The sequence below is a fragment of the Burkholderia ambifaria AMMD genome, assembly GCF_000203915.1.
GTDB lineage: Bacteria > Pseudomonadota > Gammaproteobacteria > Burkholderiales > Burkholderiaceae > Burkholderia > Burkholderia ambifaria.
In genome coordinates this window covers 3375400-3402249 of record NC_008390.1, presented here as the reverse complement: position 1 = coordinate 3402249, position 26850 = coordinate 3375400, and the positions used below count along the sequence as shown (strand labels likewise).

Here is a 26850-nt window from a genome sequence, read left to right as displayed (position 1 = left end):
GTTCGGACGGCAATGTTAGCGCACATTGTCGATAAAATATCGACAACTTCCCAATAAGCGTTTTCGCCTAGCTCGTATGCCGGGGCTTCTGTCGTACACTCGGCACACCCTGTCATCCGGCTTGCGCCGCCTTTCCATGAAGCGTCCTGCGACCAAGATCGTGTCATCCGAACACCTCGTTTCCGAGTCGAGCGCCGAGCTGTCGGAACTCGAATACGGCCTCATCATGGCCGGCAACGCATTCAACCGATGGATGGTGCGCTGCATGTCGGCCGCGGGCGCGAAGGACATGACGGCGGTCGAGGTGTCGCTGCTGCATCACGTGAGCCATCGCGAACGCAAGAAAAAGCTCGCCGACATCTGCTTCGTGCTCAATATCGAGGATACGCACGTCGCGACCTACGCGCTGAAAAAACTGATCGCGCGCGGCTATGTGAAAAGCGAGAAGAGCGGCAAGGAAGTGTTCTTCTTCGCGACCGACGCGGGCCGCGAGCTGTGCCTGAAGTATCGCGAGGTGCGCGAGCATTGCCTGATCGAGACGCTGAAGGACAGCGGCCTCACCAACGCGCAGATCGGCGACGCGGCGCAACTGCTGCGCCACGCATCGGGCCTCTACGATACGGCCGCGCGGGCGGCGGCCTCGCTGTAAACGATTGCGAACGGAACGGGGAACGCGGTAACGCGCGGCATGCGGCTGGCGCGGTGTCGCGCGCCGCGTCATCCGGCGGCCGGGTAAAGCGCGGCGTCGGTGACGATCCAGCGCATCGCGAGATCGTGCGCCTCGGCCGGCAGCGCATCGACGCGGCACGCTTCATAGGCGATGCCGACCGTCACCGGCAGCGTGTCGCCCGGCCACACCGCGAGCGTGCGGTCGTAGTAGCCGCCGCCATAGCCGAGCCGGTAGCGCTCCAGATCGAATCCCACACACGGAATCAGCAACAGGTCGGGCACGACGACGACCCCCGACGCCGGCTCCGGAATCCGGTGATGCCCTTCGCGCATCGGCGTGTGCGCATCCCACGCATGGAACGCGAGCGGTGTGTGACGCTCGCCGATCACCGGCAGCGCGGCACGGCGGCCGCTGCCGGCCGCGGACCACGCGAGCACCGCGTCGCGCGCGTCGAATTCGCCCGGCAGCGGCCAGTAGAAGCCGACCGTGCGCGGCGCGAGGCGTTCGAGCAACGCGCGCAGGCGCGCGTCGAGCGCGGCGTTCGCGGCGGGCTGCGACGCGGCGTCGCGACGCGCGCCGGCCAGCGTTTTACGCAGTGCAACCTTCGGGTTCGGCACAGGGTTGCATGCTATGCTTTCGCTCAATTCGTGCTCCATTCAAAACGATGTCGAACAGCCTTTTCCGAGTATATCGCGCGGTCGCGCTCACGCTTTCCGCCGCCGCGCTCGTCGCGGGCACGGCCGCGTGCGCCGCACCGGGCGACGACACGCTCGCCGGGGATGACCAGATCTTCGTGCAGCTTCGCGAAGCCGCGCGCCGCAACGACGCCGCGAAGGCCGCGCAGCTCGCGTCGCTGATCCCGAACTATCCGGTCCCGTCCTACGTCGAGTATTTCCAGATCAAGCCGCAGCTGTTCGATTCGACGGGCCGCGCACGCGTCGACGCGCCCGACGCACCCGTGCAGTCGTTCCTGCAGCGCTACGACGGACAGGCGATCGCCGACCGCATGCGCAACGACTACCTGCTCGTGCTCGGCGCGCGCCACGACTGGCGCAACTTCGACGACCAGTACAAGCGCTTCGTGCTCGACGACGACACGCAGGTCAAGTGCTACGCGCTCGAATCGCGCGCGGCGCGCGGCGAGAACGTCGCCGACGCGGCACGTGCGCTGCTCGTCGAGCCGAAATACTACGGCGACGCCTGTGTCGACCTGATTACGGCGCTGACGGTCAACCATCAGTTCACGAGCGACGACGTGTGGCAGCAGGCGCGCCTCGCGTACGAGCAGAACTACACGACGCTCGGCGGCAAGATCGTCGACGCGCTCGGCCCGCGCCCGGTCGACTTCGACCAGGCGACCAGCGCGCCGCCGCTGTACCTCGCGCGCGGCGTCGGCCCCGACGCGGCGTCGCACCAGCTCGCGCTGATCGCGCTCGGCCGCATGGCGCGCAACGATCCGGACGCGGCGGCCGGGATGCTGACCTCCGTCGCCGGCTCGCTCACTAAGCCGGAACAGGCGATCGCGTGGGGCGCGATCGGCTACCAGGGCGCGATCAAGCGCTCGCCGCTCGCGTCGGTCTGGTATGCGAAATCCGCGAACGCGCAGCTGTCGAACCCGGGCTACGAATGGCGCACGCGCGCCGCGCTGCTCGCCGGCAACTGGCCGATGGTGCGCTGGTCGATCGAGCAGATGCCGCCGTCGCTGCGCGAGGATCCGGCCTGGATCTACTGGCATGCGCGCGCGCTCAAGCAAAGCGGCGACACGCTGCAGGCGAACCAGGAATTCGAGCAGGTCGCGGGCCAGTACAACTTCTACGGGCAGCTCGCCGGCGAAGAGCTCGGCCAGCGCACGAGCGTTCCGCCGCGCACGAAGGTGAGCGACGCCGACATCGGCGCGATGAGCAAGATCCCGGGCTTCGCGCTCGCGCAGCGCTTCTATGCGCTGAACCTGCGCCTCGAAGGCAACCGCGAATGGAACTGGCCGCTGCGCGGGATGACCGATCGCCAACTGCTCGCGGCCGCCGAATACGGCAAGCGCGTCGACCTGCTCGACCGAACGGTCAACACGGCCGACCGCACGAAGGCCGAGCACGACTTCACGCTGCGCTACCCGTCGCCGTACCGCGACATCGTCGAGCGCTACGCGCAGTCGTCGGGCCTCGACATCGAATGGGCGTACGGGCTGATCCGCCAGGAATCGCGCTTCATCACGAACGCGCGTTCTTCCGTTGGCGCGGGCGGGCTGATGCAGCTGATGCCGGCCACCGCGCAGCTCGTCGCGAAGAAGCTCGGGATGGGCACGATCACGCGTGCGCAGATGCACGACATCAATACCAACATCCAGCTCGGCACCTGGTATCTGGCGGACATCTACAACAACTTCGACAGCTCGCCGGTGCTGGCGACCGCCGGCTACAACGCGGGCCCGGGCCGGCCGCGCCAGTGGCGCCAGGTGCTGACGCAGCCGGTCGAAGGCGCGATCTTCGCGGAGACGATTCCGTTCAACGAGACGCGCGACTACGTGAAGAACGTGCTGTCGAACACCGTCTACTACGCGGCGCTCTTCGAGGGCAAACCGCAGTCGTTGAAGAAACGCCTGGGCATGATCTCGCCCTGATCCGCAATCTTCATACTGCCGCGCGACACGCGGCAGTATGCTCGAGGGGCTGTCCACGCTCATGACGGGCCAGCCCCGTCTATGATTCTCCTGGTCAGGGGCGTGAGCGTGGCCGGCCGCATTGCGGCGTCGCACGTCGCTCGTCAGGCTCGGCCGGACGGCGCGCCCCGCTTCTTGCATGCGCCCGAAGGAAGCCCCGCTGGTGACAGCCGGCACGGCTCGTTCGCAAGCCCGTCATCAGCGTGAACCGCCCGTTGGAGGACTCGACCATGGATCGCCAGACCGTCGCGCTGCTGGGCGGCACCGGCTTCATCGGCAGCCGGCTCGTCAATGCGCTGATCGACGCCGGCAAGCATGTGAGGATTGGCACGCGGCGGCGCGACCACGCGCGCCACCTGCAGATGCTGCCGGTCGAGATCGTCGAGCTCGATGCGCTCGACACGCGCACGCTGGCCCGGTTCGTCGCCGGCGCGCACGCAGCCATCAATCTCGTCGGCGTGCTGCACGACGGCCGCGGCACGCCATACGGGCCCGGCTTCGAGCGCGCGCACGTCGCGCTGCCGGCCGCGCTGGCCGCCGCATGCGTCGAAGTCGGCGTGCAGCGCGTGCTGCACATGAGCGCGCTCGGCGCCGATTCGCACGGCGCGAGCATGTACCAGCGCTCGAAAGGCGACGGCGAGGCCGCGCTGCACGCGGTCGCGGCGACCGATTCGCTCGCGCTGACGATCTTCCGCCCGTCGGTCGTGTTCGGCCCCGGCGACACATTCCTCAACACATTCGCGAACCTGCAGCGCACGCTGCCGGTGCTGCCGCTCGCGATGCCCGACGCGCGTTTCCAGCCGGTGTTCGTCGGTGACGTCGTAACCGCGTTCGTCAACACGCTCGATCTCACGGCCGCGCACGGCAAAACCTACGAGCTCGGCGGTCCGACCGTCTATACGCTCGAGCAGCTGGTGCGCTATTGCGGCACGCTGGTCGGCCGGCAGGCACGCATCGTGCGGCTGTCCGACGCGCTTGCGCAGCTGCAGGCGCGCGTGTTCGAATGCCTGCCCGGCGAGCCGATGATCACGCGCGACAATCTCGCGTCGATGTCGGTGCCCAACGTGCTGTCAGGGCCGCTCGCGCCGGAACTCGGGCTGTCGCCCGCGAGTCTCGAGAGCATCGCGCCCGCGTATCTCGGTGACGGCGCGCAGCGCTCCCGCTTCGACTGGTTCCGCTCGCGCCGCTAGGCGTCGCGGGCAGCCGCTTTCCGTCATTCACTTTCGCGCCTTTCGGAACACCGCCATGAAACTCGTCATTGGAGACAAGAATTACTCGTCGTGGTCGATGCGGCCGTGGCTGCTGCTCGCGCATTTCGGGATCCCGTTCGACGAGGTCGCGATCGAGCTGCGCCGCGACGACACGGCCGCGCGCATCCGCGAGTATTCGCCGACCGGCAAGGTGCCGTGCCTGATCGACGATCACGGCACGGCGATCTGGGATTCGCTCGCGATCGCCGAGACGCTCGCCGAGCGCTATCCGCAATTCCCGATGTGGCCGGCCGATCCGCTGGAGCGCGTCCACGCGCGCTGCATCTCGGCCGAGATGCATTCGGGCTTCGCCGCGCTGCGCACGCAGATGGGGATGAACGTGCGCGCGTCGATGCCGGGGCGCGGTGCGACGCCCGATGCGCTGGCCGACGTCGCGCGTATCGACGCGCTGTGGAGCGCGTGCATCGAGGCCTCGGGCGGGCCGTTCCTGTTCGGTGAGTTCGGAATTGCCGATGCGATGTATGCGCCGGTCGTGATGCGCTTCAACACGTATGCGCCGGCGCTGTCGCCGGAGGCAGCCGGGTATGCCGCGCGCGTGACCGCGCTGCCGGCGGTGCAGCGCTGGATCGACGCCGCTCGCCGCGAAACCAACGTGATTGCCGAATACGAACCGAATCCATGAACATCTACGCAGTAGGCGGAGCGATCCGCGACGACTTGCTCGGCGTGCCGGTGCAGGACCGCGACTACGTGGTGGTGGGCGCGACGCCCGAGCAGATGGTCGCCCAGGGCTTCCGGCCGGTCGGCAAGGATTTCCCGGTGTTCCTGCATCCGGACACGCAGGAGGAATACGCGCTCGCGCGCACCGAGCGCAAGACGGCCGCCGGCTATCACGGCTTCCAGTTCTACTTCGCGCCGGACGTGACGCTCGACGAGGATCTCGCGCGGCGCGACCTGACGATCAACGCGATGGCGCGCGAAGTGAGCCCGGAAGGCGCGCTGGTCGGGCCGGTGATCGATCCGTTCGACGGACAGGCCGACCTGCATGCACGCGTGTTCCGGCACGTGGGCGACGCGTTCGTCGAGGATCCAGTGCGGATCCTGCGGATCGCGCGTTTTGCCGCGCGCTTCGCGGATTTCACGGTCGCGGACGACACCCTCGCGCTGATGCGGCGCATGGTCGACGCCGGCGAAGCGGACGCGCTGGTGGCCGAACGCGTGTGGCAGGAAATCGCGCGCGGGCTGATGGAGGCGAAACCGTCGCGGATGTTCGCGGTGCTGCGCGAATGCGGCGCGCTCGCGCGCGTCCTGCCCGAGGTCGACGCGCTGTGGGGCGTGCCGCAGCGCGCCGACTACCACCCGGAAGTCGATACGGGCGTGCACGTGATGATGGTCGTCGACTATGCGGCGAAGCAGGGCTACTCGCTGCCGGTGCGCTTCGCGGCGCTCACGCACGATCTCGGCAAGGCGACGACGCCCGCCGACGTGCTGCCGCGCCATGTCGGCCACGAAGGCCGCAGCGTCGAGCTCATCAAGCCGTTGTGCGAGCGGCTGCGCGTGCCGAACGAATGTCGCGATCTGGCGCTGGTGGTCGCGCGCGAGCACGGCAACCTGCATCGCGTGATGGAAATGGGCGCGGCCGCGCTGGTGCGGTTCTTCGAGCGCAGCGACGCGTTGCGCAAGCCGGCGCGCTTCGCGGAAATGCTGCAGGCGTGCGAATCGGATGCCCGCGGCCGGCTCGGGCTCGACACGCAGCCGTATCCGCAGGCCGAGCGGCTGCGCGTGGCGCTGGTGGCGGCGCGCAGCGTCGACGCGGGCGCGATCGCGCGCGGTGTCGGCGACGATGTGATGCAGATCAAGGACGCCGTGCATCGCGCACGGGTCGAGGCCGTCAAGCAGGCGCTGGCGATCGGCGAATAGCGCGGAAGAAACGGGTGGCGCGGTGCGTCGCCCGGCGGCCAGCCGTCATTGCTTCGTGTGGGTGGCGGCCGGGCGTTTGCCCGTGGTCGCGCGCGGCTTGCCGGCAGCGGGCTTGGCCGCCGGCTTGGCCGCCACGCGGGCCGGCAGGTCGGCGGCAGGCGCGGCCGTGTTCGCGGCGTGCTCGTGCTCTCGTTTCTGCGCCGGTTCGCGGCGGCTCACGCGCGGCTCGCCCGGCGTCGGGCCGGCATCGCGCGCGGGCGGCCTGATTTCCATTGTCGCGGAGCCGAACTCGGCGCAACTGTCGTCGAAGAGCGGCAGCGTGCCGACCGCGATCAGTTCGGCCGGCCCGTCCCCGACATTCGCGACGCGATGGCGCTTGCGCGCGTCGAAGTGCAGCGAGTCGCCGGGCGACAGCGGGTAATCCTTCTTGCCGATCGTGTAGCAGACGCGGCCGGTCAGCACGTACACGAACTCGTCGCCGCCGTGCGCAACCCATTCCGAGCGATAGCCCTCCATCATCCGGACCTTGAGCGCGTGGATCTGGCTGCCGTCGAAGGTGGTCGACAGCCGTTCGTACCATTGCGACGTGGCGTCGACCGCGTACGGTTCGCGGCGGCCCGCGCGCGAGTCGGGCTGCGCCTGGCGCGGCTGCTCGATCAGCGTGCCGAGCGGCACGTTCAACGCCGTCGCGACGTTGACGAGCGACGACAGCGAGATCCCGGTGAGATTGCGCTCGACCTGCGACAGGAATCCGATCGACAGGTTCGCCTCGGTCGCGACTTCCAGCAGCGTCTTCTTCGCTTCCCGGCGCAGGCGCCGGATGCGCTGGCCGATACGCATGAGGTCTGAATCCATGAATCTCTTTCGTGACAACGAGTCGGGAGGCGAGCGGAAGGGCGGTGCAGTCGCCGGGACGTTGCGTTCCGCGAAGCGCACGACGCATGGCCGTCGGGACGGCGATGCCGGCGCATTGTACCGCGCGGTGGCGCCCGCACGGCGCCACGCCGCGCCTGGTCGGGCCACCCTCGCGCCGTGCCGGTAATTTTAGCCCTACGAAAATTTTGGCTTGACCTCAATTTGAGCGTGCTCTAGATTCTGTCGACGCATCAAACAAAGTTAAGTGGGACAAAAATTTTTCTCGAGACCGGCCGCCGGAAACGGCGCTGCGCCGCCGCGGCCGGCTGCCCGCGGGGCCTTGCGTCGTCCGCGCCCCGGGCGGCGCGCCGCGTCACGCGTGCGCGAGGCCGCGTGACACCGCCGGCTGCTGACAACAATCATTAGCGGGTATCCGATGATCGATCGACTGAAATACAGCTTCTCCGGCCTTCCCCCGTATGACGCGTGCGTCGCCGATACGCAGCGCGGCCTGTCGCGCGTGCTCGACGCGCTGCGGCTCGACGCCGTGGTCGTCACGTCGCAGGACGAATACATCACCGAATATCTGCCGCGCAGCAACAACCCGCGCTACGCGCTGTCGGGCTTCGACGGCTCGGCCGGCTGCGGGATCTTCCTGAGCGCGGCGACCGCGCAGGCGCTCGGCGTGCCGCCGTTCGTGCTGTTCGTCGACGGCCGCTATCACCTGCAGGCCGAACGGCAGTGCGACCCGGCCCACGTGCGGATCGAGAAGCTCGGGATGAACGTGACGATCTGGCAGGCGCTGGGCGACTGGCTCGTCGCGCACGCGAGCCGGCTTGCGCGGGTCGGCTACGACGCGCTGCGGATCAGTGTCGCGCAGCGCGACCGGCTCCTCGAGCAGACGCAGCCCGCGTCGCTCGACTGGACGAGTCTCGTCGAGCGCGAGATCGACCGCGCGATCGCGCTGCCGGGCTGGGTGGTCGAGCGGCCGATCTTCGAGCTGCCGGACACGATGACCGGCGCGAGCGTCGCGCAGAACCTCGACGCGCTGAACCGCCGGCTCGCCGCGCACACCGGCGCGGCGCCCGGCAAGACGGCGTTCTTCACGTGCGCGTCGGACGATCTCGCGTATCTGCTGAACAGCCGCGGCTATCACATCCCGAACGTGTCGTCGCATCTGGGCTTCCTGTTCGCGGTCGGCGCGCAGGTCGTGCTGTTCCTGCCGGAAGGCTGCGACCGGTGCCCGGTCGAGCTGACGTCGTATCCGGCGCTGCAGGTGATCCGGCGCGACTTCGCCGAACTCGAGCGCTTCCTCGCGTCATGCGCGGTCGACCACGTGTGCTACGGCTTCGAATCGGTCAACTGCGCGCTGGTCGAGTCGGTGCGCCGCGTGTGGCCGCATGCGCGCCACGCCGATTTCAACCCGGTCGAGGCGATGCGGGCGAGCAAGACGCCGGCGGTGCTCGACCGCTTCCGCGACGCGTTCGCGCGCAGTTCGGCGGCGATCGCCGAAACGATGCGCTGGGCGAAGACCGGCGAGCCGGGGCGGCGCCATACCGAATACGACCTGGCCCGCACGATCAACGACGCGTACGGCGCGCGTTCGGCGGTCGCGCTGACGTTCCCGTCGATCGCGGCGAACGGCGCGAACAGCGCGTTCGCGCACTACACGACGGCGAGCGCCGAGGTCGAGCTGACGGAAGGCGAACTCGTGCTGCTCGACAGCGGCGCGTATTACGACGCCGGCTTCGCGACGGACTGCACGCGGGTCGTGCTGCGTCGCACGCGGCCGGAAACGGTCGCGCAGCCGTGGCAGCGCGAGATCTATACGGTCGCGCTGAAGGCCTGCATCAAGGGGCTCGTCACACGCTTTCCGAAGACGGCCACGGGCGGCGACGTCGATGCGGCGGTACGGCAGGTGTGCCGCGACCACGGCTACGATTTCGGCCACGGCACCGGGCATGGCGTCGGGATCCACGTCCACGAGGGCGGCGTGCGGTTCGCGCCGGGCGCGAAGTACGGGCTGGTGCCGAATGCGGTGATTTCGGTCGAGCCGGGCATCTACGTGCCGGGCAAGGGCGGCGTGCGGATCGAGAACATCGTGATCGTGCGCGCGGACGACGACGCATCGGACACCGTCTCGTTCGAGAACATCGTCACCGTCGGCTACGACTGGGACCTGATCGACGTCGAGCTGCTGGACGACGGCGAGCGCGCGTACCTGCGCGACTACGAACGGGTTTGCGTGGAACGCGGCACGCAGGTCACTGCGTGTCCGTTGCTGTAAGGCGGGGAGGGGGCGCGCTGCCGCGCGGTGTGCGGGCGGCGCGTCGGAGCGTTGGCGTGATCGGTACGTCAGAGCGTCGGCGTGATCGGTACGTCGGAGCGTTGGCGTGATCGGCGCGTCGGAGCGCCGGCGTGACCGGTACGCCGGTGCTTCAGCGCATCAGCGCCGACACGCGCCCGTCGGGCCCGTAGACGCCGGCTGGCGCGGGGGCCGAGCGCAGCACCGCGAGCGCGCGCTCGTTGTAGTCCATCCGGATCCGGATCAGCATCCCGTTGGTCGCATTGGCCTGGCGCGCGCGTTCGGCGGCCTGCAGCAGCAACTGCCAGCGGCCGGCGAGGCGAGCATCGCGCTCGGCGGCCTGGTCCATGCCTTTCTTGCCGGCCGGAAAGCCGAGCGCGGACAGCTGCGTGTCGCGCGTGCGCTCGAGCTGCGCGAGCCGATCGATCAGCACGCTCTTCTTCTCGACGATGCCGGGCAGCATGTCGAGCGGCTCCGGTGTCGTGAGCGCCTTTTCCTCGTAGGCGAGCAGGGACGCGAACGCTTCGACCGTCGCGTGTTCGTCGTTGACCGTGGCCAGCAGCTCTTCTCTCATCGCGTCATGCTCGTCGCGCCGGCACGCGGTGGCGCATGCCGGCAAACCAGGGGACCGGTCAGGGCGTGACGGGCCCCTGGCCGGCTCAGTTGCCCTGCGAGCGCTGCTGTTGCAGCAGGTCGCGGGCGGTATTCAATACGCCGTCGGCGATCTTGTTCACGTCGATCGTCAGCGTGCCGTCGTTCAGCGCGTCCTTGATCGACTGGACGAGGGCCGTGTCGATGTCGGCGCTGCCCGAGGCCGACTGCGAACGCAGCTGGCCCGACAGACCCGACAGGTTCACGGTCGTGTCGCCGCCGGTCGATCCAGCGTCGGCCGCCTGCGCGGGCGACGACGAAGCCGCGCCGGATTGCGCGCGGGTCGCGCCGTTGCCGGTCGACGCGAGGGGGCTCGGTTTCGGAGTGGAATCGATCTTCACGATGGGTTTCCTGTACGGTATGACCCAGATAACGGCCGGGTCGGCCCGAACTTTAGCATCGTGAGCCCGACAGGCTCCGAATAAACAATTCTTTGCAATCTTGCGGCGGGATCCGCCCCTACAGCGGAATTTCCACGGTCCCGGCGTCCTTGACGATCGCCGTGACGATTTGCCCCGCGGCCATCCTGACCCGTATCGACTGGCCCGGCGCCGCGTTCGCGAGCGCGCTGCCCTCGGCCGAGATCGTGAAGCCGGGCCCGGCCGCGACGACCCGCACCGTCTGGCCGGCCGACACCGACGCGGCGCTCTTCAGCATGTCCTGGCGCAGCGGCAGCCCGGCCGAGATCCGGGCCAGCGCGGTCGCGCCGACCGCCTGAGCGGGATCGGTGATCACCGCGAGCGGCAGCACCGTCAGGTCGCCGTCGCGCGCGACGAGGTCGGCCACGGTGAGCGGCTCGCCGGGCGCGATCTGCCGCGCGGCGACGTAATAGGTGGCTTGCACGGCAACCTTCGCCTGCAGGTAGACGGTCCACGGCCGTTCGCCCGCGCAGCGCACGCCGACCGTCGTGCGGCCCCACAGGCGCGCGCCGGTCGGCAGGAACGGCTCGAGCGTCGTGCACGCGGCGAGCCCGCGCGGAAACGCGGTCGCGACGGTCGCGGTGGTCTTGCCCGGCAGGCCGGCGATCTGTTGCTGGAGGAACGCGAGGGCCGTGCGCCGGATCGCGTCGGGGTCCTGCTGGCCGGGCGGCGTCGCCGGCTGGGGCGCGGCGGAAGCCTGGGCCGCGGTGGTGGCAGCCGTCGGCGCGCGCGGGGCCGGTGCGGCCGGGAGGGGGCGCGCTGCCGCGACGCGCGGGGCAATCGCCGCTCGCGCCGGATTCGATGCGGGATTCGACGCGGATTCGGCCGTACCGGCGACGACGGTCGCGACGGCGCCCGGATCGGCGGCGCGCGGCGCGCCGTAACCGGTGTTCATGCGTGCGGCGGTGTTCATGCGTGCGGCCGCGTAGACGGGCCGCGGTGCGGGCGCCGGCACGGCAGCCGGCGGAGGAACGCTCGTCACGACCATCGAGCCGGCCGGCTGCGCCGCGTAGGCAGCCGCGGCAGTGCCGCCCGCACCGGTCGCCATCGCCATGCCCGCTCCCGGCGCTATGCCCACGCCAGACGCCGTTCCCGCTCCCGGCACCGTTCCCGACGCCGCGCCCGACGCCGCACCCACCGCCATCCCCGCATTCCCCCCAAACTGCCCGCCGCTCGCCGCATTCGCATGCGCGAGCGCCGTCTCGGCCGTCTCGCCGCGTCCGGGGATCACGATCATCCCGTCGTCCGCGTGTGCCGCCGGCACCGCGAGCCACAGCGCCGCGGCGAGCGCGAACGCACGCGGCACGCGCGTCCGGCGTCCGTCGTTTCCGCGAAGTGCGCTGCCTGTCATCGCCGTGTCCTCGAAACCGTTGATCCGATTCGCATTCTAGGCAGCGGGGCCGTCGCGCAAACGATGAATAGAGGGGGCCTTTGCCGCGTTATTCGCCCGATTGCCGGTTGCGCACGACGCCTACCATCGCTGTCATGGAAAAAAGCCCCTTGGGTCGCCATCCGGCGCAACGGGCGTGCAGCGCTTCATACGGAGAGACGCACACATGCTGGACAAACTCGATGCCGAATTCGCGTTCGGCCGCCAGGCGCTCGACGTGCGCGCCTATCGGCAGGAACTGCTGTCGTCGAACATCGCGAACGCCGACACGCCGGGCTATCAGGCCCGCGACGTCGATTTCGCGTCGACCCTCGCGCGCTCGCTGAAGCAGGCCCACGGCGGCCTCGCGCCGAGCAATGCCGCGCAGCTGCCGATGGCGCAGCCGGCCGGCGTGGCGAGCGGGATGACGATGGTGTCGACGGCGCCGGGCCACATGGCCGGCACCGCGAAGCTGATTCCGACGGGCGGCCCGGCCGACGACTACGGTCGTTCGCAGTACCGGATGCCGCTGCAGCCGTCGCTCGACGGCAACACGGTCGATCTCGACGTCGAGCGCGTGCAGTTCGCGAACAACGCGCTGCACTACGAAACCGGGATGACCGTGATGACCCAGCAGATCAAGGCGATGATCGCCGCGATCTCGACGAACTCGTAAGCGCGCGCCGCTTCCGTACCCGAACAAGGAGCCCTCATGCCCTCGTTGATGAACATCTTCGGCGTCGCCGGTTCGGCGCTGTCCGCGCAATCGCAGCGCCTGAACGTCACCGCGTCGAACCTCGCGAACGCCGACAGCGCGACCGGCCCCGACGGCAAGCCGTACAAGGCCAAGCAGGTCGTGTTCGCGACCGACCCGATGGGCGGCGCGCGCACCGCGTCCGGCCAGGGCGTGGGCGGCGTGCGCGTGACGAAGGTGATGGACGATCCGTCGCCGATGAAGTCGACCTACGACCCGGCGAACCCGTCGGCCGACGCGAACGGCTACGTGCAGATGCCGAACGTCGATCCGGTGCAGGAGATGGTGAACATGATCTCGGCGTCGCGCTCGTACCAGGCCAACGTCGAGACGCTGAATACCGCGAAGACGCTGATGCTCAAGACGCTGACGATCGGCTCGTAAGCCGCGCCGGGCGAGCTTCGACATCGAGACATCGAGAAAGCGAAACATCGAGACCCCAGACCCGACAGTTCCGACACAAGGCCATTCAGGATGACATCCACCAGCACGACGATCGGCGGCAACGGCACCAACGTGTCGAACCTGCCGACCGACACGATGAACACCAGCAACGTGTCGACGACCGGCACGTCGGCGAGCGACCTGCAGGCGACGTTCCTGAAGCTGCTCGTCACGCAGTTGCAGAACCAGGATCCGACGAGCCCCGTCGACAGTTCGCAGATGACGTCGCAGCTCGCGCAGATCAACACGGTGAGCGGCATCGCGCAGCTGAACACGTCGCTCACGTCGCTGTCGAGCCAGCTCGCGGCCGGCCAGCAGACGCAGGCCGCGCTCCTGATCGGCACGAACGTGCTCGCGCCGGGCAACGGCGTCGCGGTGAAGGGCGGCGCGGCGTCGCCGTTCGGCGTGTCGCTCGCGAACGACGTGTCGAACCTGACGATCACCGTGAAGAACAGCTCGGGCGCCGTCGTCAACACGATCAACGCGGGCAAGCAGTCGGCCGGCACGGTGCCGTTCAACTGGACGCCGACCGACGCAGCGGGCAACGCGCTGCCGGACGGCAAGTACACCGTGAGCGCGCAGTACACGGGCAGCGACGGCAAGACGTATGCGCCGACCGTGCTCGCGGCCGCGCAGGTACAGAGCGTGATCAAGCAGGCGGACGGCACGGCGGGGCTCGTGCTGTCGAACGGCACGACCGTGGGGCTCACCCAGGTCGCGTCGATCTTCCCGAACACCGCATCGTCGTCGACCTCCGACGCCACCACCACCAACTGATCCAGCTTTCTCGAAAACGGAGACCGAAATGGGTTATCAACAGGGTCTGAGCGGCCTCGCCGGCGCATCGAACGCGCTCGACGTGATCGGCAACAACATCGCCAACGCGAACACGGTCGGCTTCAAGTCGAGCACCGCGCAGTTCTCCGACATGTACGCGAACTCGATCGCGACGTCGGTCAACACGCAGATCGGCATCGGCACGGCGCTCTCGTCGGTGCAGCAGCAGTTCGGCCAGGGCACGATCAACACGACGAACTCGTCGCTCGACGTCGCGATCAACGGCAACGGCTTCTTCCAGATGTCGAACAACGGCGTGACGACGTACTCGCGCGACGGCACGTTCCAGCGCGACAAGAACGGCTACATCGTCAACGCGCAGGGCCTGAACCTGATGGGCTACCTGGCCGACAAGAACGGCGTGGTGAACACCGCGCAGACCGTGCCGCTGCAGGCGCCGACGACCAACATCTCGCCGACCGCCACGACCAAGATCACCGGCCAGTTCAACCTGAACTCGCAGGACAAGGTCCCGACCAAGACGCCGTTCGACGCGACCGACACCTCGACGTACAACTATTCGACGTCGGTGCAGGTGTACGACTCGCTCGGCGGCTCGCAGGCGGTCAACATGTACTTCGTGAAGTCGGCGGCGGGCACCTGGGAAGCGTATGCGGGCGTGCAGGGCGGCGCCACGACCGACCTCGGCACCGTCACGTTCGATTCGTCGGGCGCGATCAAGAGCACGACGACGGGCACGCCGGCCGTGCCGACCACGTCGGTCGGCCAGTTCCAGTTCACGGTGCCGACCACCGACGGCTCGACCACGCCGCAGCCGCTCACGCTCGACCTGACCGGCACCACGCAATTCGGCGGCAAGGACGGCGTGAACAACCTCGCGCAGGACGGCTACGCGAGCGGCACGCTGACGACCTTCTCGATCGGCGCGGACGGCAAGCTGACCGGCAACTACTCGAACGGCCAGACGGCGGTGCTCGGGCAGATCGCGATCGCGAACTTCAACAACCCGAACGGCCTCGTGAACCTCGGCGGCAACCAGTACGCGGAAACGGCCGCATCGGGCGTGCCGCAGATCTCGGCGCCGGGCAGCACCAACCACGGCACGCTGCAGGGCAGCGCGCTCGAGAACTCGAACGTCGACCTGACGTCGCAGCTCGTCAACCTGATCACCGCGCAGCGCAACTACCAGGCGAACGCGCAGACGATCAAGACGCAGCAGACCGTCGACCAGACGCTCATCAACCTGTAACGCGCGGATAACCGGCAGCCATGGACCGACTGATCTACACGGCGATGACGGGCGCGTCGCAGTCGCTCGACCAGCAGGCGATCGTCGCGAACAACCTCGCGAACGCGTCGACGACGGGTTTTCGCGCGCAGCTCGCGACCTACCGTGCGGTGCCGATGAATTTCGGCGACGGCAGCACGAGCGATCCGACGACGACGCGCACCTACGTGCTCGCGTCGACGCCCGGCGCGGACTACGCGCCGGGTCCGATCACGCGCACCGGCAACCCGCTCGACGTCGCCGTGCAGGGCGCCGGCTGGCTGGCGGTGCAGACGGCCGACGGCAGCGAGGCGTACACGCGCGCCGGCAACCTGCACGTCGATGAAAACGGCCAGCTCGTCAACGCGAGCAACCTGCCGGTGATCGGCAACGGCGGCCCGATCTCGGTGCCGCCGAACGCGGAAGTGACGATCGGCAAGGACGGTACGGTGTCCGCGCTGATGCCGGGCGACCCGCCGACGGCGGTCGCGATCGTCGACCAGATGAAGCTCGTGAACCCCGATCCGGCCACGCTCGCGCGCGGCAACGACGGGCTGTTCCGCACCGCCGACGGCAATCCGGCCGACAGCGACCCGAGCGTGGTCGTCACGCCGAATTCGCTCGAAGGCAGCAACGTGAATCCGGTGACCGCGATGGTCGCGATGATCGACAACGCACGGGCGTTCCAGCTGCAGTCGAAGCTGATCCAGACGGCCGACCAGAACGAGCAGTCGGCGAACCAGCTGCTCAACTTCAGCTGAGCGGCACGGCCCTCGCTACCAGGAGAAGATTCAACATGAACCGTTCGCTCTACATTGCCGCCACCGGCATGAATGCGCAGCAGGCGCAGATGGACGTGATCTCGAACAACCTCGCGAACACCAGCACGAACGGCTTCAAGGCGTCGCGCGCGGTGTTCGAGGATCTGCTGTACCAGACCATCCGCCAGCCGGGCGCGAACTCGACGCAGCAGACCGAACTGCCGTCGGGCCTGCAGCTCGGCACCGGCGTGCAGCAGGTCGCGACCGAGCGCCTGTACACGCAGGGCGGCCTCACGCAGACCGGCAACTCGAAGGACGTCGCGATCAACGGCGCGGGCTTCTTCCAGGTGCTGATGCCGGACGGCACGAACGCGTACACGCGCGACGGCTCGTTCCAGACCAACGCGCAAGGCCAGCTCGTCACGTCGAGCGGCTACCAGATCCTGCCGGCGATCACCGTGCCGCAGAACGCGCAGTCGCTGACGATCGGCAAGGACGGCGTCGTGTCGGTCACGCAGCCGGGCTCGAGCAACGCGGTGCAGATTGGCTCGCTGCAGATCGCGACCTTCATCAACCCGGCCGGCCTCGAGGCGAAGGGCGAGAACCTGTTCGCCGAAACCACGTCGTCGGGCGCGCCGAACGTGGCGCAACCGGGCCTGAACGGCGCGGGCGTGCTCAATCAGGGCTATGTCGAGGCGTCGAACGTGAACGTCGTGCAGGAGCTCGTCAACATGATTCAGACGCAGCGTGCGTACGAGATCAACAGCAAGGCCGTGACGACGTCCGACCAGATGCTGCAGACCGTCACGCAGATGAAGAGCTAACCGGAAAGTCCAGTCGTCGCCATGAAGCAGGTTCGCCTCCTCCCGCCAGCCCCCGTGCGCGCCGTGTGCGCGCTCGCGGTGGCCGCGCTCGCCGGCTGCGCGCAGATTCCGCGCGATCCGATCATCCAGCAGCCGATGACGGCGCAGCCGCCGATGCCCATGTCGATGCAGGCGCCCGGCTCGATCTACAACCCGGGCTACGCGGGCCGGCCGCTGTTCGAAGACCAGCGGCCGCGCAACATCGGCGACATCCTGACGATCATGATCGCGGAGAACATCAACGCGACCAAGTCGTCGGGGGCGAACACCAACCGGCAGGGCAACACCGACTTCAGCGTGCCGACGGCCGGCTTCCTCGGCGGGCTGTTCGCGAAGGCGAACATGTCGGCGGCCGGCGCCAACAAGTTCGCGGCGACGGGCGGCGCGAGTGCCGCGAACACGTTCAACGGCACGATCACCGTGACCGTCACCAACGTGCTGCCGAACGGCAACCTCGTCGTCAGCGGCGAGAAGCAGATGCTGATCAACCAGGGCAACGAGTTCGTGCGCTTCTCGGGGGTCGTCAACCCGAACACGATCTCGGGCGCGAACTCGGTCTACTCGACGCAGGTCGCCGACGCGAAGATCGAATACTCGTCGAAGGGCTATATCAACGAAGCCGAGACGATGGGCTGGCTGCAGCGCTTCTTCCTCAACATCGCACCGTGGTGATGACGATGCCGCAGCCTCTTTTCCATCGACTGTCATCCCGCGCGCAGGCCGTCGCGCGGATCGCCGCCGCGCTCGTGCTGGCAGCCTGCGCGTTCGGCGCGCCGGGCGCGCATGCGGAACGCCTGAAGGATCTCGCGCAGATCCAGGGCGTGCGCGACAACCCGCTGATCGGCTATGGCCTCGTCGTCGGCCTCGACGGCACGGGCGACCAGACGATGCAGACGCCGTTCACGACGCAGACGCTCGCGAACATGCTCGCGAACCTCGGCATCTCGATCAACAATGGGTCGGCCAACGGCGGCCCGTCGTCGTTGAGCAACATGCAGCTGAAGAACGTCGCGGCCGTGATGGTGACCGCCACGCTGCCGCCGTTCGCGCGGCCGGGCGAGGCGCTCGACGTGACCGTGTCGTCGCTCGGCAACGCGAAGAGCCTGCGCGGCGGCACGCTGCTGCTCACGCCGCTCAAGGGCGCGGACGGGCAGGTGTATGCGCTCGCGCAGGGCAACATGGCGGTCGGCGGCGCGGGCGCGAGTGCGAACGGCAGCCGCGTCCAGGTGAACCAGCTCGCGGCCGGCCGGATCGTCGGCGGTGCGATCGTCGAGCGCGCGGTGCCGAACGCGATCGCGCAGATGAACGGCGTGCTGCAGCTGCAGCTGAACGACATGGACTACGGCACCGCGCAGCGGATCGTGTCCGCGGTCAATTCGAGCTTCGGCCCGGGCACCGCGACGGCGCTCGACGGCCGCACGATCCAGCTCGCCGCGCCGGCGGATTCCGCGCAGCAGGTCGCGTTCATGGCGCGCCTGCAGAACCTCGACGTGAGTCCGGACAAGGCCGCCGCGAAGGTCATCCTGAACGCGCGTACCGGCTCGATCGTGATGAACCAGATGGTGACGCTGCAAAGCTGCGCGGTCGCGCACGGCAACCTGTCGGTGGTCGTCAACACGCAGCCGGTGGTGTCGCAGCCCGGGCCGTTCTCGAACGGGCAGACGGTGGTCGCGCAGCAGTCGCAGATCCAGTTGAAGCAGGACAACGGGGCGCTCAAGATGGTGACGGCCGGCGCGAACCTCGCCGACGTCGTGAAGGCACTGAACTCGCTAGGCGCGACGCCGGCGGACCTGATGTCGATCCTGCAGGCGATGAAGGCGGCCGGCGCACTGCGCGCCGATCTTGAGGTGATCTAAATGGCAGCGAACCTTCCGGACGCGAACGATCTCACCCAGCGCTTCGCGCTCGACGTGCAGGGCTTCGATGCGCTGCGCGCGCAGGCGCGGCAGTCGCCGCAGGCCGGCGCGAAGGCGGTCGCCGGCCAGTTCGACGCGATGTTCACGCAGATGATGCTCAAGAGCATGCGCGACGCGACGCCCGACGGCGGGCTGCTCGATTCGCACACGTCGAAGATGTACACGTCGATGCTCGACCAGCAGCTCGCGCAGCAGATGTCAAAGCGCGGGATCGGCGTCGCCGACGCGCTGATGAAGCAGCTGATGCGCAACGCGGGGCAGGGCGGCGGCACGGCGGCCGACGTCGGCGCGGCCGGGCTGGGTGCGGCGGGCCTGGGCGCGGCCGGCGCCGGCACGTCGGGCAACGAAGGCAGCCTCGCCGCGATGAATGCGATGGCGCGGGCGTATGCGAACGCGGCGAACAACGGCGGCCTGGCCGGCGCGCGCGGCTACTCGGCCGGCAGCGCGCTCACGCCGCCGTTGAAGGGCGCGAGCGGCGTGCAGGACGCCGACGCGTTCGTCGACCGGCTCGCCGCGCCGGCGCAGGCGGCGAGCGCGAGCACCGGCATTCCGGCGCGCTTCATCGTCGGGCAGGCCGCGCTCGAATCGGGCTGGGGCAAGCGCGAGATCCGCGCGAGCGACGGCTCGACGAGCTACAACGTATTCGGCATCAAGGCGAACAAGGGCTGGACGGGCCGCACGGTGTCGGCGCTGACGACCGAGTACGTGAACGGCACGCCGCGGCGCGTCGTCGCGAAGTTCCGCGCGTACGATTCGTACGAGCATGCGATGACCGACTACGCGAACCTGCTGAAGAACAACCCGCGCTACGCGGGCGTGCTGAGCGCGAGCCGCAGCGTCGAGGGTTTCGCGCACGGGATGCAGAAGGCCGGCTACGCGACCGACCCGAATTACGCGAAGAAGCTGATCTCGATCATGCAGCAGATCGGCTGACGGGCAGCCCCCGTTCCGCCGCCTCTCGGACCGCGCCCGGCACCCCGCCGCGCGCGGTTTTCAACGTTTGCGCGAAAAATATCGGCAATTCGATCTAAACTTTCGGGGAGCACTGCCGCTAAGTGTGTGAGACCTGCTACCGGGCCCTGTTCTGGCCCGGTTTTACTGCGCACCGTTCGTCCGGGCGCCCTGACAAGAAAACCGGCTAGCCATGAATATCGAAACGTCGACCGATCCGAGCCTGGATGCGGGCCATTCCGGGCCTGACTACGCCCGCCGCAATCCGCTGGAGATCGGCGTGCAGCTGCGCAATCTCGTGAATCGCGGCGACTTCCTGACCGTCCAGTACCCGGGCGGCCAGCTCGTCACGCGCCTGCTCGAGGTCGACGTCGGCGCGCGCACGTTCACGTTCGACTGGGGCGCGCTGTCCGAGCAGAACGCCAGCATCCTCGCCGCGTCGCACTGCACGTTCTCGGCCGCGCCGGAGGGCGTGCGCGTCGAATTCACCACGAGCACGCCGCGCGAGACGCGCTACGAGGGGCTGCCCGCGTTCGTCGCCGATTTCCCCGACGTGCTGATGTGCATCCAGCGCCGCGAGTACTTCCGCGTCGATGCGCCGATCGTCGATCCGTTCCTCTGCCGCGGCACGCTGCCGGACGGCGAGAGCTTCGTGTTCGAGGTGCATAACCTGTCGCTCGGCGGCGTCGGCTTGCGCACGGCCGACGAGCGCGTCGAGGCGCTCGAGGTCGGCACGCTGCTGCCGGACGTCGAGCTCGAGCTGACCGGCCACGGCAAGCTGTCGCTCGAGCTGCGCCTCGTGTCGCAGCGTTCGACGCAGATGCCGAACGGTTCGCGGCGCTACCAGCTCGGCTTTCGCTTCATGTCGCTGCCGGGCAGCGCGGAGAATACGCTGCAGCGCCTGATCACGCAGCTCGAGATGAAGCGCCGCTCGCTCGCGCGGGCCTGACGTACCCCCTCGCGGCCCCGCTCGGGGCCGCCTTCGCAGCGGCGCCGGCAGCGTCCGCCGCGGCCCTCAACCGGCGACGCGCGAGCGCGCGCCGCGCGTGCATTTTTTCCTCAATTTTTCCGATCCGCGGCCGTTATACCGGGAGTCACGCAACCCGGCGGCCGCAGCGCGGCCGGCTCATCAGGATCGCGCATGTCCAACACACTCATGAACCTCGGCGTCAGCGGCCTCAATGCCGCGCTCTGGGGCCTCACGACGACCGGTCAGAACATCAGCAATGCCGCGACGCCCGGCTATTCGGTCGAGCGCCCCGTCTATGCCGAGGCAAGCGGCCAGTACACGTCGAGCGGCTACATGCCGCAGGGCGTGAACACCGTCACCGTGCAGCGGCAGTACAGCCAGTACCTGAGCGACCAGTTGAACAGCGCGCAGTCGCAGGGCGGCGCGCTGTCGACGTGGTATTCGCTCGTCGCGCAGCTGAACAACTACGTCGGCAGCCCGACGGCCGGCATCTCGACCGCGATCACCGGCTATTTCACCGGGCTGCAGAACGTCGCGAACAATGCGTCCGATCCGTCGGTGCGGCAGACCGCGATCAGCAACGCGCAGGTGCTCGCCGATCAACTCAAGGCGGCCGGCCAGCAGTACGACGCGCTGCGCCAGAGCGTGAACACGCAGCTCACCAGCACCGTGTCGCAGATCAACACGTACACGTCGCAGATCGCGCAACTGAACCAGCAGATCGCGGCGGCGAGCAGCCAGGGGCAGCCGCCCAACCAGCTGATGGACCAGCGCGACCTCGCGGTGTCGAACCTGTCGAGCCTCGCCGGCGTGCAGGTCGTGCGCAACGACAGCGGCTACAGCGTGTTCCTCGCGGGCGGCCAGCCGCTCGTCGTCGCCGACAAGAGCTACCAGCTCGCGACGGTCACGTCGCCGTCCGATCCGAGCGAGCTGACCGTCGTGTCGCAAGGCATCGCCGGCGCGAACCCGCCGGGCCCGAACCAGGCGCTGCCGGACACGTCGCTGTCGGGCGGCACGCTCGGCGGCCTGCTCGCGTTCCGCAGCCAGACGCTCGACCCCGCGCAGGCGCAGCTCGGCGCGCTCGCCACCAGCTTCGCCGCGCAGGTCAACGGGCAGAACGCGCTCGGCATCGACCTGTCGGGCAAGCCGGGCGGCAACCTGTTCGCGGTGGCGAACCCGGCCGTCTATTCGAACCAGGGCAATACCGGCACCGCGTCGCTTTCCGTCTCGTTCGCCAACGCCGCGCAGCCGACCACGAGCGATTACACGCTGTCGTACGACGGCACCAACTACACGCTGACCGACCGCGCGAGCGGGTCGGTGGTCGGCCAGTCGACGTCGATGCCGGCGTCGATCGGCGGGCTGGCCTTCTCGTTCGCGTCGGGCTCGATGAATGCCGGCGACCAGTTCACCGTGCTGCCGACGCGCGGCGCGCTGAACGGCTTCGGCCTCGCGACGACGAGCGGTTCGGCGATCGCGGCCGCGTCGCCGGTGGTCGCGGCGGCGTCGAGCACCAACCTCGGCACGGGCAAGATCGCGCAGGGCGCGGTGAGCGCCGGCTACCAGGTCCCGACCACGCCGACCAAGCTCACCTACGACGCGGCGTCGAAGTCGCTGTCGGGCTTCCAGGCCGGCACCACGGTGACGATCGCGGGCACGCCGCCCACCTCGGTGACGATCACGAGCCCGACCGACAGCGTGCCGTACGACGCGACGGCCGGCGCGAAGCTGACGATCACGAGCACCACACAGCCGGCGCCGGCGGGCGTGATGAACGGCGTGACCGTCACGCTGTCCGGCGCGCCGTCCGACGGCGACTCCTTCACGATCGGACCGTACGCGGGCGGCACGAGCGACGGCTCCAACGCGCTCGCGCTGTCGCAGCTCGTCACCGCGAAGTCGCTCGGCGGCGGCACGACGACGCTGACCGGCGCATATGCGAAGTACGTGAACGCGATCGGCAACACGGCGAGCCAGCTGAAGTCGTCGAGCGCCGCGCAGACCTCGCTGGTCGGCCAGATCACGACCGCGCAGCAGTCGGTGTCGGGCGTGAACCAGAACGAGGAAGCGGCGAACCTGATGCAGTACCAGCAGCTTTACCAGGCGAACGCGAAGGTGATCCAGACGGCGGCGACGCTGTTCCAGACCGTGCTCGGCCTGTTCAACTGACCGGATTCGAGGAATAGAAGCGATGCGAATTTCCAGCGCCCAGTTCTTTCAGCTGAACGTTTCCCAGATGAACGATCAGCAGGCGCAGCTCGCGCAGCTGTACCAGCAGATCGCGAGCGGCGTGAGCCTGCAGACGCCGGCCGACAACCCGGTCGGCGCGGCGCAGGCCGTGCAGCTGTCGATGACGTCGGCGACGCTGTCGCAGTACGCGACCAACCAGACCGCGGCGCTCGCGTCGCTGCAGGCCGAGGATCAAGCGCTGCAAAGCGTGAGCGGCGTGCTGACCGGCGTGCAGACGCTCGTCGTGCGCGCCGGCGACGGCTCGCTCGCCGACAGCGACCGCTCGGCGCTCGCGACGCAGCTGCAAGGCTATCGCGACCAGCTGATGACGCTCGCGAACTCGAACGACGGGGCCGGCAACTACCTGTTCGCCGGCCTGAACAATTCGTCGGCGCCGTTTACCAGCAGCCCGAACGGCAGCGTCAGCTACGTCGGCGACTCGGGCACGCGCCAGGTGCAGATCGGCGATTCGAGCAGCGTGGCGCAGGGCGACACCGGTTCGGCGGTGTTCATGTCGGTGCCGTCGCTCGGCAGCGCCCCGGTGCCGTCGGCCGGCGCCGCCAACACGGGCACCGGCACGATCACCGCGGTGACCGTCACGACCCCGTCGGCCGCGACCAACGGCCATCAGTTCTCGATCGCGTTCGGCGGCACGCCCGCCGCGCCGACCTACACGGTGACCGACAACTCGGCCAAGCCGCCGACCACCACGCCCGCGCAGGCGTACACGGCGGGCGCGTCGATCGCGCTCGGCGGCGGGATGACGGTGGCGGTGTCGGGCACGCCGGCTGCCGGCGACACGTTCGCCGTGACGCCCGGCCCGCAGGCGAGCGGCGGCGCGGACATATTCTCGACGCTCGACTCGATGATCTCGGCGCTGAAGACGCCCGTGACCGGCAACCCCGTTGCCGCCGCGGCGCTGTCGAACGCGCTGATGACGGGCTCGATCAAGGTCGGCAACACGATGCGCAACGTGACGACGATCCAGGCGTCGGTCGGCGGCCGCGAGCAGGAGGTCAAGGCGATGCAGGCGGTCAACCAGACCGCGTCGCTGCAGACGACCAGCAACCTGACCGACCTGACCAGCACCAACATGACGACGACGATCAGCCAGTATCTGCAGGTGCAGAACGCGCTGACCGGTGCGCAGAAGGCCTACGTGCAGCTGCAGAACCTGTCGCTGTTCCAGTACATCAATCCGTGATGTCCACGGCGCCCGCTGCGATGTGAGCGCACGCTTACGTCGCAGCGGGCCACGGCTCACGGCTTACGGCTTACGGCTCACGGCTCACGGCTTACGGCTTACGGCTTACGGCTTACGGCTTACGGCTTACGGCTTACGGCTGCGGCTGCGGCTGCGGCCGGCCGGCGCGTGCGATCGCGCGGGGCCCGTTCGCCGCTCCTCCCGGCGCGGCCGTCGCACCGGCGGTTCGCGCTTGCCAGCCCCATTTCCGCTCCGTAAACTCGCGCCAGATTTCCAGACCGGCGCACCGTCCGCAGCCGGCGTTCGACAGGAGCCCTTTTTCCCCATGTCCGATTCCTACTTCCCGCGCTGGCGGGTGCAATCGACCGGCGCGTCGCGCGTGGTCGGCCCCGACGAACGCCTCGCGTGGCCGCAGATGGTCGCGATGGGCGTGCAGCACGTCGTCGCGATGTTCGGCTCGACCGTGCTCGCGCCGCTGCTGATGGGCTTCGACCCGAACCTGTGTATCTTCATGTCGGGCATCGGCACGCTGCTGTTCTTCGTGCTGGTCGGCGGCCGCGTGCCGAGCTACCTCGGCTCGAGCTTCGCGTTCATCGGCCTCGTGATCGCGGTGACGGGGTACGGCGGCAGCGGCCCGAACCCGAACATCGCGGTCGCGCTCGGCGGGATCGTCGCGTGCGGCGTCGTGTACGTCGCGCTCGGCGCGCTGGTGCAGGCGATCGGCACGCGCTGGATCGAGACGCTGATGCCGCCCGTCGTCACCGGCGCGGTGGTCGCGGTGATCGGGCTGAACCTCGCGCCGATCGCGGTCAAGGGCGTGTCGGCTTCGACGTTCGACTCGGTGATGGCGCTCGTCACGGTGCTGTGCGTGGGCGGCGTCGCGGTGTTCGCGCGCGGGATGATGCAGCGCCTGCTGATCCTCGTCGGGCTCATGATCGCGTACGCGCTCTACGCGATCGCGACCAACGCGATGGGCCTCGGCAAGCCGATCGATTTCTCGATCGTCGCGCATGCCGCGTGGTTCGGCGTGCCGGCTTTCCGGGCGCCCGTGTTCGATCCGCACGCGATGCTGATGCTCGCGCCGATCGCGGTGATCCTCGTCGCCGAGAACCTCGGCCACATCAAGGCCGTCAGCGCGATGACGGGCCACAACCTCGACCGCTACGTCGGCCGCGCGTTCATCGGCGACGGGCTCGCGACGATCGTGTCGGGCAGCGTCGGCGGCACGGGCGTGACCACCTACGCGGAGAACATCGGCGTGATGGCCGTCACGCGGATCTATTCGACGCTGGTGTTCGCGGTCGCCGCGCTGATCGCGATCGGGCTGGGCTTCTCGCCGAAGTTCGGCGCGGTGATCCAGACGATTCCGGGCCCGGTGCTCGGCGGCGTGTCGATCGTCGTGTTCGGGCTGATCGCGGTGACGGGCGCGCGGATCTGGGTCGTCAACAAGGTCGACTTCTCCGACAACCGCAACCTGATCGTCGCGGCCGTCACGCTGGTGCTCGGCGCCGGCGACTTCTCGCTGAAGTTCGGCGGCTTCGGGCTCGGCGGGATCGGCACCGCGACGTTCGGCGCGATCATCCTGTACGCGATCCTGCGCAAGGAAAAGGAACCGGGGCCGGTGGTTTGATTGGGGGGCGGGCGGTGCAATGCCGCCCGCCGGTGCGTCCTTACGCGCCGGTGTTCGACTGCGCCTGCAGCCACGCACAGAACTGCGCGACGAGCGGATCGTCCGCCGGCGCGCGCGGCGCGATCCACCAATAGCTGCGCGTCGCGATGCGCGGCCCGTCGAGCGGCATCACCAGGCGCCCGCTCGCGAGTTCGTCGTCGATCAGCGGCAGCGGCCCGAGCGCGACACCCAGCCCGTCGACGGCCGCCTGCAGCGCCAGGTAGAAGTGGTCGAACGACTGCCGCTTGCGCCCCTTCGGCGTCACGCCGGCCGCCGCGAACCAGTCGCGCCAGCCTTCCGGCCGCGTATCCGAATGCAGCAGCACGTGCCGGGCGAGATCGTCCGCGCGGGTGATCGGCGCGCGCTTGAGCAGCGCGGGGCTGCAGACCGGAATCACGCTTTCGTCGAGGAAGTGGCCGCTCGTGCAGTTCGGCCAGTGGCCGGGGCCGCGGCGGATTGCGACGTCGAAGCCGTCGAGCGCGTCGAGCGGCGCGTTCGACGTGGACAGCTTCAGTTCGACGTTCGGCACGTCGCGCTGGAACCGCGACAGGCGCGGCAGCAGCCATTTCATCGCGAAGGTGGGCAGCGCATTGATGCGCAGCACGCGCGCGGCACCCGTGTTGCGCAACTGCTCGGTGGCGAGCGCGATGCTGTCGAACGCGGCGCGCACGGTGTCCAGATAACGGCGGCCTTCGTCGGTGAGCCTCACGCGCTTGCCGTAGCGATGGAACACCGGCTTGCCGAGCCACGCCTCGAAGCCGGCGATCTGCCGGCTGATGGCACCGTGAGTCACATGCAGCTCGTCGCCGGCGGCGCTGAAGCTTTCGTGTCGGGCCGCTGCTTCAAAGGCCCGAAGCGCGGAAAAGGGCGGGAGATCGCGTGCCATGCTTGTGATTCTAGATCACAAGGCCCCGTCGATAAAATCGTTTTGCCGGCATTCCGAACGGCGGTAATCTCGGGGCACGTTT

General features: G+C 68.9%; 25 protein-coding genes. 19 read left to right on the top strand and 6 right to left on the bottom strand.

Annotated features, from left to right (window positions below):
* Nucleotides 1-136: 136 nt before the first annotated feature.
* Nucleotides 137-649 (top strand): winged helix DNA-binding protein, encoded by a 513-nt coding sequence (locus BAMB_RS15560; RefSeq protein ID WP_006751934.1) that lies wholly within the window; start codon nt 137-139, stop codon nt 647-649.
* A gap of 68 nt (nt 650-717) precedes the next feature.
* Here the strand turns inward: BAMB_RS15560 and BAMB_RS15555 are convergent, their stop codons facing one another.
* Nucleotides 718-1326, bottom strand: coding sequence for a 5-formyltetrahydrofolate cyclo-ligase (locus tag BAMB_RS15555; RefSeq protein ID WP_011658151.1), 609 nt, complete (start codon nt 1324-1326; stop codon nt 718-720).
* 8 nt (nt 1327-1334) lie between these two features.
* On the opposite strand from BAMB_RS15555, the gene BAMB_RS15550 reads away from it, so the two are divergent.
* The 4 genes from BAMB_RS15550 (at nt 1335) to BAMB_RS15535 (ending at nt 6457) form a co-directional block, all read left to right on the top strand.
* Nucleotides 1335-3287: a lytic transglycosylase domain-containing protein gene (locus BAMB_RS15550; RefSeq protein WP_011658150.1), complete on the top strand. Its 1953-nt coding sequence runs from the start codon at nt 1335-1337 to the stop codon at nt 3285-3287.
* 269 nt (nt 3288-3556) lie between these two features.
* Entirely contained in the window at nt 3557-4516 is a 960-nt protein-coding gene (locus BAMB_RS15545; RefSeq protein WP_011658149.1) for a complex I NDUFA9 subunit family protein, read from the top strand.
* A 55-nt stretch (nt 4517-4571) separates the two neighbouring features.
* Nucleotides 4572-5219: a glutathione S-transferase family protein gene (locus BAMB_RS15540; RefSeq protein ID WP_011658148.1), complete on the top strand. Its 648-nt coding sequence runs from the start codon at nt 4572-4574 to the stop codon at nt 5217-5219.
* Nucleotides 5216-6457, top strand: coding sequence for a multifunctional CCA addition/repair protein (locus BAMB_RS15535; RefSeq protein WP_011658147.1), 1242 nt, complete (start codon nt 5216-5218; stop codon nt 6455-6457). Before BAMB_RS15540 ends, BAMB_RS15535 begins: the two co-directional genes overlap by 4 nt.
* A 45-nt stretch (nt 6458-6502) precedes the next feature.
* On the opposite strand, the gene BAMB_RS15530 is transcribed toward BAMB_RS15535, so the two are convergent.
* Complete coding sequence (locus BAMB_RS15530) at nt 6503-7312, bottom strand: helix-turn-helix domain-containing protein (protein ID WP_011658146.1); 810 nt, start codon at nt 7310-7312, stop codon at nt 6503-6505.
* 436 nt (nt 7313-7748) lie between these two features.
* Here BAMB_RS15530 and BAMB_RS15525 point away from each other — a divergent pair, with 436 nt between their 5' ends.
* The gene (locus BAMB_RS15525; RefSeq protein WP_011658145.1) at nt 7749-9599 is read left to right on the top strand and encodes a M24 family metallopeptidase; all 1851 of its coding nucleotides are present in this window, start codon (nt 7749-7751) and stop codon (nt 9597-9599) included.
* 151 nt (nt 9600-9750) lie between these two features.
* On the opposite strand, the gene BAMB_RS15520 is transcribed toward BAMB_RS15525, so the two are convergent.
* From BAMB_RS15520 to flgA, 3 genes are all read right to left on the bottom strand, one after another.
* A complete protein-coding gene (locus BAMB_RS15520; protein ID WP_006755733.1) occupies nt 9751-10191 on the bottom strand; it encodes a flagella synthesis protein FlgN in 441 nt (146 codons plus the stop codon).
* A gap of 85 nt (nt 10192-10276) precedes the next feature.
* On the bottom strand, nt 10277-10609 hold the full coding sequence (gene flgM / locus BAMB_RS15515; RefSeq protein ID WP_006755734.1) for a flagellar biosynthesis anti-sigma factor FlgM: 333 nt from the start codon (nt 10607-10609) through the stop codon (nt 10277-10279).
* A gap of 118 nt (nt 10610-10727) precedes the next feature.
* Nucleotides 10728-12038 carry a flagellar basal body P-ring formation chaperone FlgA gene (gene flgA / locus BAMB_RS15510; RefSeq protein WP_041491288.1) on the bottom strand — a complete coding sequence of 437 codons (1311 nt, stop codon included), beginning with the start codon at nt 12036-12038 and terminating at the stop codon, nt 10728-10730.
* 205 nt (nt 12039-12243) lie between these two features.
* Between flgA and flgB the strand changes: the two genes are divergently transcribed.
* The 13 genes from flgB (at nt 12244) to BAMB_RS15445 (ending at nt 25843) form a co-directional block, all read left to right on the top strand.
* Nucleotides 12244-12732 carry a flagellar basal body rod protein FlgB gene (gene flgB, locus BAMB_RS15505; RefSeq protein WP_011658143.1) on the top strand — a complete coding sequence of 163 codons (489 nt, stop codon included), beginning with the start codon at nt 12244-12246 and terminating at the stop codon, nt 12730-12732.
* Between the two features lie 36 nt (nt 12733-12768).
* Entirely contained in the window at nt 12769-13194 is a 426-nt protein-coding gene (flgC, locus tag BAMB_RS15500) for a flagellar basal body rod protein FlgC (RefSeq protein WP_006755137.1), read from the top strand.
* Between the two features lie 90 nt (nt 13195-13284).
* Nucleotides 13285-14031: a flagellar hook assembly protein FlgD gene (locus tag BAMB_RS15495; RefSeq protein WP_011658142.1), complete on the top strand. Its 747-nt coding sequence runs from the start codon at nt 13285-13287 to the stop codon at nt 14029-14031.
* A gap of 28 nt (nt 14032-14059) precedes the next feature.
* Entirely contained in the window at nt 14060-15301 is a 1242-nt protein-coding gene (gene flgE / locus BAMB_RS15490) for a flagellar hook protein FlgE (protein ID WP_011658141.1), read from the top strand.
* Between the two features lie 20 nt (nt 15302-15321).
* On the top strand, nt 15322-16080 hold the full coding sequence (gene flgF, locus BAMB_RS15485) for a flagellar basal-body rod protein FlgF (RefSeq protein ID WP_006755140.1): 759 nt from the start codon (nt 15322-15324) through the stop codon (nt 16078-16080).
* A gap of 35 nt (nt 16081-16115) precedes the next feature.
* On the top strand, nt 16116-16904 hold the full coding sequence (flgG, locus tag BAMB_RS15480; protein WP_006755141.1) for a flagellar basal-body rod protein FlgG: 789 nt from the start codon (nt 16116-16118) through the stop codon (nt 16902-16904).
* Between the two features lie 21 nt (nt 16905-16925).
* Complete coding sequence (gene flgH / locus BAMB_RS15475; RefSeq protein ID WP_011658140.1) at nt 16926-17615, top strand: flagellar basal body L-ring protein FlgH; 690 nt, start codon at nt 16926-16928, stop codon at nt 17613-17615.
* 5 nt (nt 17616-17620) lie between these two features.
* A complete protein-coding gene (locus BAMB_RS15470; RefSeq protein ID WP_011658139.1) occupies nt 17621-18799 on the top strand; it encodes a flagellar basal body P-ring protein FlgI in 1179 nt (392 codons plus the stop codon).
* Nucleotides 18800-19792 carry a flagellar assembly peptidoglycan hydrolase FlgJ gene (flgJ, locus tag BAMB_RS15465; RefSeq protein ID WP_011658138.1) on the top strand — a complete coding sequence of 331 codons (993 nt, stop codon included), beginning with the start codon at nt 18800-18802 and terminating at the stop codon, nt 19790-19792.
* Between the two features lie 211 nt (nt 19793-20003).
* Nucleotides 20004-20759 carry a flagellar brake protein gene (locus BAMB_RS15460; RefSeq protein WP_011658137.1) on the top strand — a complete coding sequence of 252 codons (756 nt, stop codon included), beginning with the start codon at nt 20004-20006 and terminating at the stop codon, nt 20757-20759.
* Between the two features lie 192 nt (nt 20760-20951).
* Complete coding sequence (gene flgK, locus BAMB_RS15455; RefSeq protein WP_011658136.1) at nt 20952-22949, top strand: flagellar hook-associated protein FlgK; 1998 nt, start codon at nt 20952-20954, stop codon at nt 22947-22949.
* A gap of 22 nt (nt 22950-22971) precedes the next feature.
* Nucleotides 22972-24213: a flagellar hook-associated protein FlgL gene (gene flgL, locus BAMB_RS15450; RefSeq protein ID WP_011658135.1), complete on the top strand. Its 1242-nt coding sequence runs from the start codon at nt 22972-22974 to the stop codon at nt 24211-24213.
* A gap of 325 nt (nt 24214-24538) precedes the next feature.
* Nucleotides 24539-25843 carry a solute carrier family 23 protein gene (locus tag BAMB_RS15445; RefSeq protein WP_006753945.1) on the top strand — a complete coding sequence of 435 codons (1305 nt, stop codon included), beginning with the start codon at nt 24539-24541 and terminating at the stop codon, nt 25841-25843.
* Nucleotides 25844-25883: 40 nt separating this feature from the next.
* On the opposite strand, the gene BAMB_RS15440 is transcribed toward BAMB_RS15445, so the two are convergent.
* Nucleotides 25884-26768, bottom strand: a complete 885-nt coding sequence (locus tag BAMB_RS15440) for a transcriptional regulator GcvA (protein WP_011658134.1) — start codon at nt 26766-26768, stop codon at nt 25884-25886.
* Nucleotides 26769-26850: the final 82 nt, after the last annotated feature.